The following is a 15,035-nucleotide window of genomic DNA, read 5'->3' as shown; positions in this document are numbered from 1 at the left end:
ATCGGTTTTTCCCCATGTAGGGGCGAAGCATTCGGGCGATAATTTATCGGTTTTTCCCCATGTTTATCTTCCGAATGCTTCGCCCTTACACCGAATGCTTCGCCCTTACACCGAATGCTTCGCCCTTACACCGAATCTTCCGCCCTTACACCGAATCTTCCGCCCTTACACCGAATCTTCCACCCTTACGCCGAATCTTCCACCCTTACGCCGAATGCTTCGCCCCTACGATTCCTGACTCCTGCTGGTTTAGCTAAATTGTTTCTCTCCGTCTAGGTTAAATAACATTTGCAGAGTCTGCATACAATTACGTCTGGCTTCCACATCTTGCTGCGCCCGTAATTGTACCATTGGGTCATGTAATATTTTATTAACTATTCCTCTAGTTAAAGCCTCAATTACTTCTTGGTGTTTTTCGCCAAATTCCGAACCCAAGCGAGATAAAGCCTTTTCTAGCTCTTGTTCGCGGATGCTTTCAATTTTATTTCGCAGAGAACTGATAGTAGAGACAGTTTCTAAACTCCGCCACCATATATCAAAAGCATCAGCTTCTTCATCTAGAAGTTTTTCCGCTTCCTGTGCCATTTTGCGGCGACTTTCGTAATTTTGTGCCACAACAGCCTTCAAATCATCCACATTAAAGGCTTGGACATTTGTCAGATCATTTACATCTGCATCCACATTTCTGGGTACAGAAATATCAAATAACATCAGCGAGTGGTTAGGATCTAAAACCATTTCTAACTTAGTGCGGTCTAGAATTGGTTCAGTTGCAGAAGTGCTAGTAAACACCAAATCACTATGAGCTACCACAGACATCATTTCCGGGAGCAGATGAATTTTAATAGGGTGTTCTGGGAAATTTTTAGCTAATTCTTCCGCACGTTCACGGGAACGATTAACAATACTAATTTGAGTTGCACCCTTAGAAATCAGGTGTTGTACAAGTAACCGGGACATTTTCCCAGCACCGAGAATAGCCACACGGTAAGGGGCTAAATTTTCTACTTTTATCTGCGCTAATTCCACAGCCGCAGAACTAATGGAGACTGCACCAGTACCAATATTAGTTTCAGTGCGAACCCGCTTACCTGCTGTCAGCGCCTGTTTAAATAAGCGATTTAAAATTGTTTTTATACCATTAAATTGCTGTCCCAGTTTGTGAGTATTTTTCACCTGAGCCAGAATTTGTCCCTCACCGAGTACCAGACTATCCAACCCAGCGGACACCCGCATAATGTGCATTACTGCGTCATTGTGCATCAACATAAATAGGTGTTGTCGCAGAGACATCACAGGTAATTTGCTATGTTCTGCGAGAAACTGAGTAACTTCCTGAAGACCTTGAGTAATTTCACTGCTAACAATGTAAATTTCCAAACGGTTGCAGGTACTGAGGATAGCGACTTCATCAATATGAGGATAGCTGAGGAGATGAGCGATCGCACCTTCTGTTTGGGGTTCCGGTATACTTAATTTTTCTCTAACTTCTACAGGGGCTGTTTTATGGCTTAACCCCACCACTGCAATATTCATTTCTTAAAATTGGTAATTGGTAATGGGTAATGGGTAATAGGTAATGGGGACTGGGGACTGGGGACTGGGGACTGGGGACTGGTGAGGATTGGGAATTGGGAATAAATAGATAGAAAATTATTCTCCCCTGCTTCCCTGCCTCTTACCTCTTGCCTTTTCCCAATCACCTTTTCCCCAATCACGAGTTATTACCGCAGTTGAATAACCTTGGGTTCATCCCACAAGTGAACTGTATCCACAAACCGAGCAGTTTTAGATTGGCTGGAAATAACCAAGCTTTGGGTTCTAGCACCACCGTGGAAGAAACGTACACCTTCCATCAGAGTTCCGGGAGTGATACCACAAGCTGCAAATAGCACTGTATTACCAGAAGCTAATTCATCAGAATTGTATATCTTATCTGGATCGGTGATGTTCATTTCTGCCAAACGAGCAAGATTACCTTCTCTGCTTTCACCAATCAAACCTGTTTGAACTACTTCTGGATCGTAAATCAATTGTCCTTGGAAGTGTCCACCCAAGCAACGCATAGCCGCAGCAGAAATTACACCTTCTGGGGCAGCACCGATACCCATCAACGCATGGATGTTAGTACCAGCAAAAGCACAAGAGATCGCGGCAGAAACGTCACCATCACTGATCAGTCTGACTCTTGCTCCAGCGGTGCGAATTTCTTGAATAAGGTCTTTGTGACGGGGACGATCCATCACCACTACTACTAATTCTTCAATAGCACGGTTTAAGCACTCAGAAAGGATTTTCAGGTTTTCTGTAGCTGACTTGCTGATATCAACATGACCTCTAGCGGCTGCTGGTGCTGCGAGTTTCTTCATGTAGAAGTCAGGAGCAGCAAATAAACCGCCTTTTTCAGAAATCGCCAAAACTGCCATTGAGCCATTTTGACCATAAGCAACTAGGTTAGTACCTTCGCAGGGGTCAACAGCAATGTCAATTTCTACTAATTCATCAGGGTTACAGAAATTTTTTGCATCTGGTTGGGTACAAATACCAACTTCTTCACCAATGTAAAGCATAGGGGCTTCATCGCGTTCGCCTTCGCCGATAACGATGCGACCACGCATATGGATTTTGTTCATCCGTTCCCGCATAGCTTCTACTGCTACTTCATCAGCAGTATTCTTTTCCCCTTTACCCATCCACTTTGAGGAGGCGATCGCTGCTTGCTCCACTACCTCAATAATCTCTAACCCAAGTGTATTTTCCACAGAACTACCCTCTCAATTGCTGATCTTAGCGTCGTTTTATCTGGCCATTTCAGTCTTCAAGTCTACCAAAGTACGGATACTTATGGAAAAAAGTCTTGCAGAAAGCCTGTGTTAAGTTTTGCGACCAAGGTGCAGCTAAAGATTTTACTAATACTTTTGCATTAATTCATTCAGCCATAGGACTTACGCAAGATTGAACTCAAAACCTGATTCTTGCGTAGGAGTAATTCATGAATTACCCCTACTTCCGTTCTGTTTTGCGTAAGTCCTGAGCCAGAAAAGATTCTAAACTCGGTACATCTACCCAGTTTCCTGATTCATGAGATTGATGAGATAAATCCATTAATAATTGCGAATAAACCCCTTGGAGCAAAGATGGGATAATTTCCTGTTGAGTTTCAATTCCTGTTACCCATTCATTTACAACCCGAAGAAATGCACAAATCCGACCATCAGCATAATGTTGAGGAAATAGTAATTGTGAAGGAATTTCCATTTCTGCTAAAGGTTGCCCAGGTTGAGAACTCCAAACCCGAAACCCATGAATATAATCTTTTTGATCATCACTTTCTAAAACTAATGTACCTTTATCTCCATAAACTTCTATCTTATGAGGTTTAGCTGCATGAACAACTGCACTAATAGAAACTTGGCATGGTGTACCGTTTACTAATCCCAGAGATAACAGACAATTATCATCTGTATTAACTGCTTTTAATTCCCCATTTGCAGGATCAATTCTTGTGGGAATAGCTGTATTTAAATAGGCATTTAATCTATCAACTGGTCCAAATAACCAATGAATATAATCAAAAGCATGAGAACCCAAAGAACCTAATGCACCACCACCTTTTTCTTGGCTAGAATACCAATTCCAAGGGCGGGAAGTGTCACTGCGAGAAGCACCTAACCAGTCAATTTTAATTAAGCGCAAATTACCAACATATTCTGAAGACAAAAGTTCAGCAAAATATTGCCATGCGGGAACAAAGCGAAATTCAAAATCTACCGTTGCAATCACACCTTGCTGTTGGGCTAATTGATATAGTTCTTTGGCTTCAGTTGCGTTTAAAGCAGTAGGTTTTTCTAATAACAGATGTTTACCAGCCTCTAATACTTTCTTGCCCATTTCATAATGTAAAAATGGCGGTGTGGAAATGCTGACGGCTTGCACTTGTGGTAAAGTGAGAATCTCAGATAAATTATCACTAGCATGGGGAATATTATGAGCTTTAGCAATAGCTTGAGCCTTGTTAATATCTCTATGATAAACAGCGACTATCTCGGTTTTGTGATGTGCTTGAAATGCGGGAATATGAACTTTTTGTCCAAATCCAGTACCGACAATTGCAACCCCAATCATATTTAAGTTTTAATTTGTGCTAAATTTACCTGTAACCATTGTACTAAAAGTTGATTATTTTTAATAAAATAAAAGTTCTTAGTCATGGCTTTAGCTCTTTCAAACCTGGAAAGAGAGCGATCAATTACTCACTACAAAACAAATTCATCCAAAACTAAGGAAAAACTATGCCTGAACAAAAACCTATGAATCCTTGGCATTATAAACCTTGGTGGTGTCAACCTTGGTCAATAATGCTCACAGGTTTAATATTGATTAGTGGTAGCTGGTTAATATTTAAACTTATCTGGCTGACAATTATTGTTGCTATCCCTCTGTTAGTTTGGATGGGTTTCTTTTTATTAATCTGGCCAAAATTGATGATTGAAAGCGGTATTTTAGAGCAAAAAAGTAATGAGTAAGGGGTAAGATCCCCGACTTCTTTATTTCATCAGATCAATAAATCATGATTTTTGGTCAGAAGTCGGGGATCTGAATGCTGAGATTAATTTACCACTTGGCTACCATGACTACGGGGATCATCTTGGCTATTATCGGCTGATACTGGGGCTGAGAATTTGGAAGTTTGGCCACTAGCTTGAGCATAAGGAAGGGGAGAACCTGTCACCAAGGCTTCTAAATTGCTGGACATGACAGAAAGGGGTATATCACCAATAGCTTCGGCTATAACTTCCGCTTGATTACCCAAAAAGATAAAATGAGGAATGCCATCTACTCGATATTTCAGCATTTCTGGCAACCATTTATTATTATCTACATTCAGCATGACAAAATTTAGCTTGTCAGCGTATTGCTGTTTGAGTTGAGCCATTTCTGGAGCCATTTTTTGGCAAACTGTACACCAATCAGCATAGAATTCTACTAAACTAGGCTTATTATTGCTGACAGCTACTTCCAAAGGTGTGGATGCTTTATCTAGTTGGGTGAGAGAAGTTGAGGCTGTCTGGGTTCTTAGTCCTAAAAATAGCGCCGCACTCAATATGATCGCTACAATGACAATGAGAAAATTTCTTACCCGTCTGCCCAGAGTAGATTCAGGCTTGGTAGTATTCATGGGTGCATCTGTACTCATAATTTATTTATTAAAACTTGTTAAGCACTTTCATGATCTAGTGTACCAAAACCCAGTTTTTTACCCATGAAAAAACGAGTCACTCTGACTTTTCCTAAACGTGCCATTCAAATGCCTGTCACCTACAGACTGGCAAAAGATTTTAATGTAGCTGCCAATATTATCCGCGCTCAAGTTGCCCCCAATCAAATTGGTAAATTGGTTGTGGAATTATTAGGGGATATCGATCAGCTAGATGCAGCTATTGAGTGGATGCGATCGCAAAATATTGGTGTTTCCCATAACTTAGGTGAAATTGTGATTGATGACGATATATGCGTTGACTGTGGTTTGTGTACTGGAGTTTGTCCCACTGAAGCCCTTTCTCTGAATCCAGATACATATCAACTAACTTTTACGCGATCGCGTTGCATTGTTTGTGAACAGTGTATTCCTACCTGTCCAGTACAAGCTATTTCTACAAATCTTTAAAAAGTTTATAAGTTTATAAAATAATAGATGTCAATTTTTTCCTAATGCTATCATACAAAAACTTGATTAGATAGTGAATTGATATTAATTATGAAATTAACTACAAAAACCACAGTCACAAGTCTAGGAGATTGTGCATACCAAGCAATTGAACAACACTTCCGCAAAACCATAAAATTAGAAAAATTAGTCAAGAAAGACGAAGATCCAGAAGCACTACACCAAATGCGTGTGGGAATGCGTCGTTTACGTACTGCCGTTAGTCGGTTTGAGCTATTTTTAAATTTGCCCAAGTCAGCCAGCAATAAAAATATTGGTAAAATTGCCAGAATACTAGGAAATCTCCGAGATTTAGATGTCCTCAAAGAGATACTAGAAAATAATTATCAACCACATTTACTACAGACAGAAAAAGCATCTTTGCAAATAGCTTTTTCTACTTTAGCTAAACAACGTAAGGTTGCATTTTCTGAAGTTAAAAAAATACTGAAAAGCGAAAATTATACATCTTTTAAAAATAACTTTCAGCAGTGGCTAAAACAACCTAGTTATCAACCATTAGCATATTTACCAATTCAGCCAGTTTTACCAGATTTACTTTTACCAGAACTCAGCAAATTTTTATTGCATCCAGGGTGGATGATTGGCACTGAAGTTGTAAATTCAGAAGTAGTTGTTCAAAATAACTGGACACCGGAACAATTAGAACAACATCTGAAAATTAAAGGTGAAACTCTTCATAATTTGCGAAAACAAGCTAAAAGAATCCGTTATCAAATGGAATTATTTACGGATTTATATGGTGAAGACTTCACAGCACATATTTCAGAAGTAAAAAATATTCAAGAAACCTTGGGTAATTTGCAAGATAGCATGGTTTTAAATGAATGGCTAGTGAATATCTTTAAGTCAGAAATGAACAATCAACTTAGTGGATTAACAACTTTATTAGCCGCTAATCGTTATCAATTATGGCAGCAATGGCAGCCAATACAAACACAATATTTAAAAGCTGAAACTAGACATAAATTATATTTAACAGTTCTGCAACCCTGTACATAATGCAAGAATTCAGGTAAGACGATAAGATCCCCGACTTCTTTCCTTGATTATGTTCATAAATGATAAATTGATCTCAGAAGTCGGGGATCTGGATATAACCGACTGCTATAATTTTAGTGCAATTACTTATGGTGATATTGTTGACAGTTTTAAATTACATAGCCACTAAATTTTCAGCAATTGCTAAAGTATATCAGGTTATTTTGTACAATTTATTTTCAATAATTTAACTGATGACTATTAAGCAATCTTTATGCTTATATAGTTTTTACGAGAGTAAATATCAATCAGGATTACTATGGTTAAGTCTTTGAAAACTCCCCCAATTGAATTATTGAAACCAGGTGTAAAAGCACCAGTTCAAGAAACATTATTAACACCCCGATTTTACACCACAGATTTTGATGCTGTGGCCAAAATGGATATTTCTGCTCATGAAGCGGAAATCAGGGCTGTAGTTGATGAACTCAAAGCTGATTATAACCGCCATCATTTTGTTCGTGATGATGAATTTAAACAAGGATGGGATCACATTCAGGGTGAAAAACGGCTGGCTTTTATTGACTTTTTAGAACGTTCTTGTACTTCAGAATTTTCTGGGTTTTTACTGTTTAAAGAATTATCTCGTCGTATCAAAGATAGTAACCCTCTCCTATCAGAAGCATTTGATTATCTAGCGCGGGATGAAGCCCGTCATGCAGGTTTTTTGAATAAGTCAATGGCGGATTTTAATCTTTCCCTGGACTTAAGTTACTTAACTAAAAATCGTACCTATACTTTCTTTCCTGCTGAGTGGGTAATTTACACAGTTTACCTATCAGAAAAAATTGGGTATTGGCGTTATATTCTAGTGTTTCGCCATATCGAAAAAAATCCAGAATTCCAGTTTTATCCTTTATTTAGAAAGTTTGAAAGCTGGTGTCAGGATGAAAATAGACACGGGGATTTTTTCAAGGCTTTGTTACGTTCTCAACCCCAGTTATGGAATAATTGGAAAGCGCGGTTATGGGTACGTTTCTTCTTACTAACTGTGTTTGTTACCCACACAATGACTGTGTTTGAACGGGCAAATTTCTATGAAATTTTAGGAATTCATCCCCGTAAATACAATAATCAGGTAATTACAGAAACCAACAAAACCGCAGCGAGGGCTTTTCCCACTATCTTAAATACAGAACACCCTTACTTTTTCTGGTATTTGGAACAGTGTGCAATCAATAACCAAAAATTAATTGCACTTAATAACAGCAAAGAGTTGGGAATTGTGAAGTTCTTCCAAAAAATCCCGTTGATGACAAACATCTTTTGGTATATGTTGAAACTTTACCTAATTAAACCCATCAACGCAGAAAAAACTCGTCAGAATGTGTGTTAATTTTGGTTGTATTTTTGGTAGTTTATCCTATTTAAAATTTTTAATCTCGCGTAATTCTTATTTTCAGATCCCCGCCTTCTTTGAGATGTCGGGGATTTTGTTATTACATAAATTAATGTGCCATTAAATGCAATTATTCGTTAGAATTTACAGGATGAGGCTATAATTGATTTTAGGAAGATTTCAAAAACCTCAGCTAGGTATTCCATCCTGTTCATGTTTTCATTTTGAAAATCCTTGATTATGACAATAAATGCTATGACTAAATCATCAGTTCAACATCTTTATCAAACAGACTTTGCACTGTGGATTCAAAACACAGTCAGCAAATTAAAATCTCAAGATTATAGTTATGTAGACTGGGAAAATTTAATTGAGGAGATAGAAGCTTTGGGGGGGAGAGATAAAAGAGAATTAGAACGTCGGTTAACTACTTTATTTGAACATTTACTTAAACGTCATTATGTAAACTTACCAGAATGTTATCGCGGTTGGGAAGTAACTATTAGCCGTACCCAACAGGAACTAAAACGTATTTTTAGAGATTCCCCAAGCTTGCGTAATTATTATTTAACTGTCAGTGATGAATGTTATCAAGATGCAGTAAAAAACATGAGCAAGGAATATGATACTAAATTCCCTGAAGATTGTCCTTTCCCAAAAGATATAGATAGCTTATTAACTACTAACTAAACTATTTTCTATCAGTATCAAAATTGGTAGGATTTAAGTCTCAATCCTGTTCATCCTTTAATCCTGTAAATCCTGATTCTGATAAGCTTTAGTAAAATCCGTTACTTCCTATACATTACCTGCTGAATAGAGATAAAATTGGAAAGTATCCGGCATTTACCCTCACGGAGATTGTAGCCTGATGTTGCTGTGCCTCAGAATTGAGAATTTTGCCCTTATTGACCAACTAGAGTTGGATTTTGGTGCTGGGTTAAATGTTTTAACAGGGGAAACCGGCGCGGGAAAGTCGATTATTTTAGATGCGATTGATGCGGTTTTAGGTGGGAAAGTTTCTAGTCGTGTGATTCGCACGGGGACTAGTCGCGCATTGGTAGAGGGAACTTTTAGTATAAATCCTTTCCTAGCTGCTTGGTTGAATGAACAGGAAATAGATTTAATTGATGATAATGCTGTAGTTATTAGTCGAGAAATTACCGTTACTGTCAGTAATATCCGCAGTAGGTCACGGGTAAATGGGGTGTTGGTAAATCGGCAAATTATGGGCAGTTTGCGCGATCGCCTTGTGGAAATTACCGCCCAAGGGCAAACTGTACAAGTGGGACAATCTGCCCAAATTAGAGATTGGTTAGATTTATACGGTGGTGATTCTTTAATGCAGCAACGCCAAAAAGTTGCGGTTGCTTTTAGTGCATACAATTTTGCACACCAAACTTTAGAAAAACGTCGCACTTCAGAAAGAGAACGTTTACAACAACTCGATTTATTAACTTATCAAGTTCAAGAATTGAGTACAGCAAATCTCGATGATCCGCAAGAAATGGAACAATTAACTCAAGAAATGCAACGCCTCAATCATGTTGTTGACTTGCAACAAATGAGTTATAAAGTTTATCAAGCTTTGTACCAAAATGAAGATGAAACTCCCACTGCTGCTGATTTATTGGGAGACAGTGAAGGTATATTAAATCATATTGTCGAGTTTGATTCTCGAATGCAACCAATGTTGGAATTGGTGCGAGATGCAGTAGCAGCAGTAATGGAAGTTGGTCGACAAATTAGCATTTATGGAGAAAGTTTAGAAGCAGATCCACAGCGGTTAGAAGAAGTAGAAGAACGGATTCGGGAATTAAAACAAATTTGTCGCAAATATGGACCGACTCTCACAGAAGCGATCGCCTATTATGAACGCATCCAAATAGAATTAGCAGAACTCAATAACCATGAACAATCAATTGAAACTTTAGAACAAGAAGAAAAAATTTGTTTAGAATATCTCAACGAAGTTAGTCAAAAATTAACCCAATTGCGTCTGCAAACTGCGGCTAATTTAGAATCTCATTTATTGGCTGAACTCAAACCTTTAGCAATGGAAAAAGTAAAATTTCAAGTTGAAATTACGCCAACTTCGCCAACAGCGATGGGTGCAGATAAAATTACTTTTATGTTTAGCCCTAACCCTGGTGAACCCATACAACCCTTAACAGAAATTGCTTCTGGTGGGGAAATGAGCCGATTTTTATTGGCTTTAAAAGCTTGTTTTAATCAACATGATGGTGCGGAAACAATGGTATTTGATGAAATTGATGTGGGTGTATCTGGAAGAGTTGCTCAATCTATTGCTGAGAAATTACACCAACTTAGTCAAAGTCAGCAAGTATTATGTGTTACTCATCAGCCGTTAATTGCAGCAATGGCAGATCGACATTTTCGCGTAGATAAACAAGTCATTAATAAAAATGGTAATACAGAACAGCGTACGGTTGTGAGAGTTACTAGCTTAGATAATTTAAGTACCAGACGTGAAGAATTAGCACAGTTAGCCGGTGGTAAATCAGGCAATGAAGCGATCGCATTTGCGGAGTCATTATTGCGACAGGCTACAAATCATCGTCAACAGGAAGGATAAACAGTAAACCTGATAATATTTAGTTGCTTACTATGAATCTAATATTCAGGATTTGTAAAATTTATATGTAGATGATTGACAAACCACACCGGAGTATTTAATACTTAGTTAATCTCACTGAGATAACCTAGCAAAATCACTCAAAAAAATCACTAAACCTGTTCATGTTGTATTTCTTGAAAGATCCTTTCGTCAGAACTACTGAAAAATCAGGTTTTCTGAAGATGTTTTTTAAGTAATAAGACTGTACTGAAACCAGTAAGATTTTCACAGAGATATCCGGTTATTTTTATACCGCCTGATTTCTTCTATTTACGCACTTAATCAAGTTCCCTATTAAATTATTCAGGATGACAACATTAATGAGGTACAAAATGAATTCCACTTTTTCTCCGCCAAAAGCACTTGCTATTTTGGCTACTGCGTCTTTAGCTTCTTTGGCAATTTCCCCGAAGGCTGAAGCTATAAGTCTGTTATCTACCCAAACACAGTCATTCACTAATCAGCTGACCGAACTTAGTGGCAATCCTGTATTAACATTCAATCAGTACAATGGACCAGATACTTTAGAAGAGGTAGTATTTACTGTAACTGCTTCACTGACGAGTTCAGGAACTGTTACTAATAACGCTGCAAACCCTCAGAATTTTATTGTTACACTGATACCTTCACAGTATGACTTGAATGCGGCTTCTGGCGCTCCTGCGGCTTTATTAGCCTTGTTAAATCCAAATACATCTGGTACTTTCTCTCCTTTGAATGACTCGAATATTACACAAATTGGACCTCAATCATACTCGGGTTTAGCTTCTGGTGCAACAGCTAATTTTGGACCTTTCACAGTTAACGGCGCTTCCAGTGCAACTTTTAATACTCTCGTAGATGTTGCAGGATTTGTAGGCGCAGGCTCTTACTCTTTTGATCCTTTTACTTCTATAGGCACACTTGTTAATGGGGGGGGTGGTAACGTTGCAACTAACATTACCACTTTGGCATCAGCATCTATCCAAGTACAATACTTTGGTACTCCTTCTAGCAATCCTCCTGCTGAACCTGTTCCCTTTGGATTTTCCACAAATGCTAGTTTGCTAGTATTTGGTGGTGTGTTTTATGGTTTCAACAAACTCAAAAAAAACATGGCGGTAAAAAAGTCTCAGGCATAAGTAGTATCCTTGCCAATAGACATCAACAACATTTAAATCAGCGTTTTCTACAATCCTTGTAGAGACGTTCCATGGAACGTCTCTACATTGTTTATTACAACGTTAGTTCAAGACACAACCTCAGAGACAAGTTGCAAAAATTGATTAATTTCTGCCCCAGTATTGTAGTGTGCTAATCCTATTCTTAATAAACCTCCCGATGTTTCTAGACCTAACTTTTCTGTGAGTTCAATTGCATAAAAATTACCGTTCCAGGTAAAGATACCTTTTTCTCCTAAAAACTTCGCTACATCTGCCGATTTTTTTCCCTCAATTGTCATAGAAACTGTGGGAGTTCTCCAGATAAATTGGCTAGGTTCAGTAATACCATAAACCCTTAAACCTGGAATTGCTAACAATCCAGAAATCAATTTTTTACTTAATTCTCTTTCATATTGTTGAATAGCTGACATTGCTGCTAATAAAGCCGCACGACGACTGTGATAAGCAGATGCTAACTCATAATTTGATTGTTCTGGAGAAGTTAAAAAACGCGGACAATGAAAAGTAGTTAAACCTTCCCTATCTGCTTCTATTAAAGAATCAAGTAATTCATTATCTAAAGTTGGGGAAACGTGACAACCTAACTTTGCTAAATAATTAATTGTTGCTACCAACCCCGCTAAACCTTCATGATTTAAAGTTCCGGTTTCCCATTTGGATGGAACTTCATTAGATGCAGGTCTGACTTTATAGGGAGTTAAACGAGTTAAATGTTCTTTTTTTCCGTAGAGAATACCAACATGGGGAGCAAAGAATTTGTAAGCAGAACAAACGAGAAAATCACAATCTAAATGATGGACATTAATAGGTGCATGGGGAGCATAATGAACAGCATCAACAAAAACCAAAGCCCCAACAGCATGAGCTAATTTGACTATTTTGGCAATATCATTAATTGTCCCCACAGCATTAGAAGCATAAGTCACTGCTACTAATTTGGTGCGGGAATTAATCTTCTGTTTTAAATCATTTAAATCGAGGGTACAGTCTTCAAGATTAATATCTACAACTTGAATAATTGCACCTTTTTCTTCTAAAGCATACCAGGGAGAAACATTCGCTGCATGGTCAAGTTTGGTAACAATAATTTCATCACCTGCTTGTATTTCTCGGCCGATAGCACGACTCACAGCAAAGGTGAGAGTGGTCATGTTTCCACCAAATACCACCTCATCATTATTACATCCTAAAAAATCTGCGATCGCAGCCCGTGCAGAATTAATTACCGCATCAGTTCGCGCACTGGTAGCAAAATAACCATGAGCATTAGCATTAGACCTGACCAAATAATCACTGATTGCATCCAACACACCACCCGGTACTTGAGTTCCCCCAGGACCATCAAAAAAAATAGCTGGTTGTCCGTTAATTGTTTGGCTTAATGCTGGAAATTGAGAACGAATCCATTTGATATCTAGAGATTCCATAAACAAATTTCCTCACTATTCGGTTAAGAAACTGGAAATTATCCAAAAATCCCGACTTTCTAGAGCGTCGATTCAGTAATGCTAGGTAATCTGTTTTTCCCTTGTAGGGGCGAAGCATTCGGGTGATAACCTATAGCTGAAACCATTGATATGCTGTCCGAATGCTTCGCCCTTATGATTAATGAAGATGATAACCTATAGCTGAAACCATTGATATGCTGTCCGAATGCTTCGCCCTTACCGCCCTTACGATTAATGAATCGGTGTTCTAGTTGTAGGGTGCGTCAGACTGCATAAATTTTGCAAATAAACAGATAGTTGATATCTGACGCACCTTACCAATGTGACACTTGAGCAAGTCCTGGTTATAAAGAAATCCCGACTTTCTAGGGTGGATATTGCCCACCATCATGATCCCATCACTCAATCGTAATACATCCTCAGATAGATTAAATTTATTTAATATAATTATGCACCAGAAAATAGTAAAATGAGAACAACTAATTCATCCAATAAGCCAAATAATAGTAATTACTCACATTTAAATTAAGTTATCTTGTAAACCCTTAAACTTACTTATCTTTCTCATGCCTAGAAAATCCAAGTCTGCATCACCAGCATCCCCAAGCACAACACTAGCACTTTCTGACCTGCATATACATTTAGCGGCTCTTGAAAAAGAACATCAATCAATACTTAAGCAGATTAAAAAAAAGCGAACAGAATTAAATAATTTTGTGGAGCAAATGCGTTCTTTAGCCACAAACGTATTTCAAAAAGCTAGTCCTTGCTTTCAAAAAATGTCAGAATTAGATCAAGAAATCCATGCGCTATTTAAAGAAATTCTGACTACGAGAAAGTTGAGTAAACAAACTCAGCAAAAAATAGAATCACTTTATATGAATTTGCAAATGGGCGGAATTATTAGCCCTAAATCTATTCGAGAACAAGAAGAAGATGACGATATAGACCTAGATGAATTATTTGAAAACCCAGAGACAGATAATAATCATCAAAACCGCCATCAATATTGGGATTCACAGCAGGAAACACAATCAACTTCTGCTAGTAGAACCGAAGATTCCAGAAAAGTTAGACAGACATTTTTAAAGTTAGCAGAAATCTTTCACCCTGATAAAGTACAGGACAGCGAAACTCATAAGTCCCATACAGAAATCATGAAAGAAATTAATAAAGCCTACCAAGAGGGAGATTTAGCAAGACTATTAGAAATTGAACGTCAACATCAGTTAGGTGAAAATATTGATAATAACAGCGAAGATGATTTAACTCGCAGATGTACAAGTCTAGAACAACAAAATGAAATTCTTAAAAATCAATATGAAAAATTAAAAAAGGAACTACGTCTAGCTAAAAATACTCCCGAAGGTACAATGGTTTCCGATTCTCGTAAAGCCGCTAAACACGGAGTTGATTCTATTGGGTTGATGATAGAACAACTAGAATCTCAAATTGAAGTTGTCGTTGATATTCGTGACTTTATCAAAAACTTTAGAGAAAAGAAAATTACCATCAAAGAATTTTTAGAAGGTCCACCAAGTTTACGTTTTTCTAGAGAAGAAATGATGGAAGAACTCCTAGAAGAAATGATGGAAGAACTAGGAGGAGTAATTATTTTTTAAATATATCATAGAAGCCTTGGCGACTATAAGTCGCGGCTACACACACAAAACCCATA

Annotated in this window: 13 protein-coding genes; 8 read left to right on the top strand and 5 right to left on the bottom strand. The window is 37.9% G+C overall.

What is annotated here, in order from left to right; translation table 11 throughout:
- Nucleotides 1-249: 249 nt before the first annotated feature.
- From VB694_RS03255 to VB694_RS03245, 3 genes are all read right to left on the bottom strand, one after another.
- Entirely contained in the window at nt 250-1,536 is a 1,287-nt protein-coding gene (locus VB694_RS03255) for a glutamyl-tRNA reductase (protein ID WP_323358884.1), read from the bottom strand.
- A 188-nt stretch (nt 1,537-1,724) separates the two neighbouring features.
- Nucleotides 1,725-2,762: a class II fructose-bisphosphatase gene (gene glpX, locus VB694_RS03250; protein ID WP_323358883.1), complete on the bottom strand. Its 1,038-nt coding sequence runs from the start codon at nt 2,760-2,762 to the stop codon at nt 1,725-1,727.
- A gap of 241 nt (nt 2,763-3,003) precedes the next feature.
- Nucleotides 3,004-4,125 (bottom strand): Gfo/Idh/MocA family oxidoreductase, encoded by a 1,122-nt coding sequence (locus VB694_RS03245; protein WP_323358882.1) that lies wholly within the window; start codon nt 4,123-4,125, stop codon nt 3,004-3,006.
- A 167-nt stretch (nt 4,126-4,292) separates the two neighbouring features.
- Here VB694_RS03245 and VB694_RS03240 point away from each other — a divergent pair, with 167 nt between their 5' ends.
- The gene (locus VB694_RS03240) at nt 4,293-4,526 is read left to right on the top strand and encodes a DUF6737 family protein (RefSeq protein WP_323358881.1); all 234 of its coding nucleotides are present in this window, start codon (nt 4,293-4,295) and stop codon (nt 4,524-4,526) included.
- A gap of 83 nt (nt 4,527-4,609) precedes the next feature.
- Here the strand turns inward: VB694_RS03240 and VB694_RS03235 are convergent, their stop codons facing one another.
- Complete coding sequence (locus tag VB694_RS03235) at nt 4,610-5,197, bottom strand: thioredoxin family protein (RefSeq protein ID WP_323358880.1); 588 nt, start codon at nt 5,195-5,197, stop codon at nt 4,610-4,612.
- A 66-nt stretch (nt 5,198-5,263) separates the two neighbouring features.
- Here VB694_RS03235 and VB694_RS03230 point away from each other — a divergent pair, with 66 nt between their 5' ends.
- The 6 genes from VB694_RS03230 (at nt 5,264) to VB694_RS03205 (ending at nt 11,867) form a co-directional block, all read left to right on the top strand.
- Nucleotides 5,264-5,668: an NIL domain-containing protein gene (locus VB694_RS03230; RefSeq protein ID WP_323358879.1), complete on the top strand. Its 405-nt coding sequence runs from the start codon at nt 5,264-5,266 to the stop codon at nt 5,666-5,668.
- A gap of 90 nt (nt 5,669-5,758) precedes the next feature.
- Nucleotides 5,759-6,730 (top strand): CHAD domain-containing protein, encoded by a 972-nt coding sequence (locus VB694_RS03225; RefSeq protein WP_323358878.1) that lies wholly within the window; start codon nt 5,759-5,761, stop codon nt 6,728-6,730.
- A gap of 298 nt (nt 6,731-7,028) precedes the next feature.
- Entirely contained in the window at nt 7,029-8,105 is a 1,077-nt protein-coding gene (gene acsF / locus VB694_RS03220; RefSeq protein ID WP_323358877.1) for a magnesium-protoporphyrin IX monomethyl ester (oxidative) cyclase, read from the top strand.
- A gap of 258 nt (nt 8,106-8,363) precedes the next feature.
- Nucleotides 8,364-8,798, top strand: a complete 435-nt coding sequence (locus VB694_RS03215) for a DUF29 domain-containing protein (protein ID WP_323358876.1) — start codon at nt 8,364-8,366, stop codon at nt 8,796-8,798.
- A gap of 181 nt (nt 8,799-8,979) precedes the next feature.
- Nucleotides 8,980-10,704 carry a DNA repair protein RecN gene (recN, locus tag VB694_RS03210; protein ID WP_323358875.1) on the top strand — a complete coding sequence of 575 codons (1,725 nt, stop codon included), beginning with the start codon at nt 8,980-8,982 and terminating at the stop codon, nt 10,702-10,704.
- Nucleotides 10,705-11,078: 374 nt separating this feature from the next.
- A complete protein-coding gene (locus VB694_RS03205; RefSeq protein WP_323358874.1) occupies nt 11,079-11,867 on the top strand; it encodes a choice-of-anchor E domain-containing protein in 789 nt (262 codons plus the stop codon).
- A 107-nt stretch (nt 11,868-11,974) separates the two neighbouring features.
- Here VB694_RS03205 and VB694_RS03200 read toward each other — a convergent pair whose 3' ends face one another.
- Nucleotides 11,975-13,336 carry a cysteine desulfurase-like protein gene (locus VB694_RS03200; protein ID WP_323358873.1) on the bottom strand — a complete coding sequence of 454 codons (1,362 nt, stop codon included), beginning with the start codon at nt 13,334-13,336 and terminating at the stop codon, nt 11,975-11,977.
- A gap of 587 nt (nt 13,337-13,923) precedes the next feature.
- Here VB694_RS03200 and VB694_RS03195 point away from each other — a divergent pair.
- On the top strand, nt 13,924-14,979 hold the full coding sequence (locus VB694_RS03195) for a J domain-containing protein (RefSeq protein ID WP_323358872.1): 1,056 nt from the start codon (nt 13,924-13,926) through the stop codon (nt 14,977-14,979).
- Nucleotides 14,980-15,035 lie beyond the last annotated feature (56 nt).

The organism is Anabaena sp. UHCC 0451 (genome assembly GCF_034931405.1).
Taxonomy (GTDB): domain Bacteria; phylum Cyanobacteriota; class Cyanobacteriia; order Cyanobacteriales; family Nostocaceae; genus RDYJ01.
The sequence above is the reverse complement of the archived record's forward strand: the minus strand, read 5'-3'. Positions and strand labels throughout refer to the sequence as shown.

Excerpts from the sequence above, each read along its gene's own strand:
- VB694_RS03255 (WP_323358884.1), bottom strand. The coding sequence starts at position 1,536 with ATGAATATTGCAGTGGTGGGGTTAAGCCATAAAACAGCCCCTGTAGAA.
- VB694_RS03245 (WP_323358882.1), bottom strand. The coding sequence starts at position 4,125 with ATGATTGGGGTTGCAATTGTCGGTACTGGATTTGGACAAAAAGTTCAT.
- VB694_RS03240 (WP_323358881.1), top strand. The coding sequence starts at position 4,293 with ATGCCTGAACAAAAACCTATGAATCCTTGGCATTATAAACCTTGGTGG.
- VB694_RS03235 (WP_323358880.1), bottom strand. The coding sequence starts at position 5,197 with ATGAGTACAGATGCACCCATGAATACTACCAAGCCTGAATCTACTCTG.
- VB694_RS03230 (WP_323358879.1), top strand. The coding sequence starts at position 5,264 with ATGAAAAAACGAGTCACTCTGACTTTTCCTAAACGTGCCATTCAAATG.
- VB694_RS03225 (WP_323358878.1), top strand. The coding sequence starts at position 5,759 with ATGAAATTAACTACAAAAACCACAGTCACAAGTCTAGGAGATTGTGCA.
- acsF (WP_323358877.1), top strand. The coding sequence starts at position 7,029 with ATGGTTAAGTCTTTGAAAACTCCCCCAATTGAATTATTGAAACCAGGT.
- VB694_RS03215 (WP_323358876.1), top strand. The coding sequence starts at position 8,364 with ATGACTAAATCATCAGTTCAACATCTTTATCAAACAGACTTTGCACTG.
- recN (WP_323358875.1), top strand. The coding sequence starts at position 8,980 with ATGTTGCTGTGCCTCAGAATTGAGAATTTTGCCCTTATTGACCAACTA.
- VB694_RS03205 (WP_323358874.1), top strand. The coding sequence starts at position 11,079 with ATGAATTCCACTTTTTCTCCGCCAAAAGCACTTGCTATTTTGGCTACT.
- VB694_RS03200 (WP_323358873.1), bottom strand. The coding sequence starts at position 13,336 with ATGGAATCTCTAGATATCAAATGGATTCGTTCTCAATTTCCAGCATTA.
- VB694_RS03195 (WP_323358872.1), top strand. The coding sequence starts at position 13,924 with ATGCCTAGAAAATCCAAGTCTGCATCACCAGCATCCCCAAGCACAACA.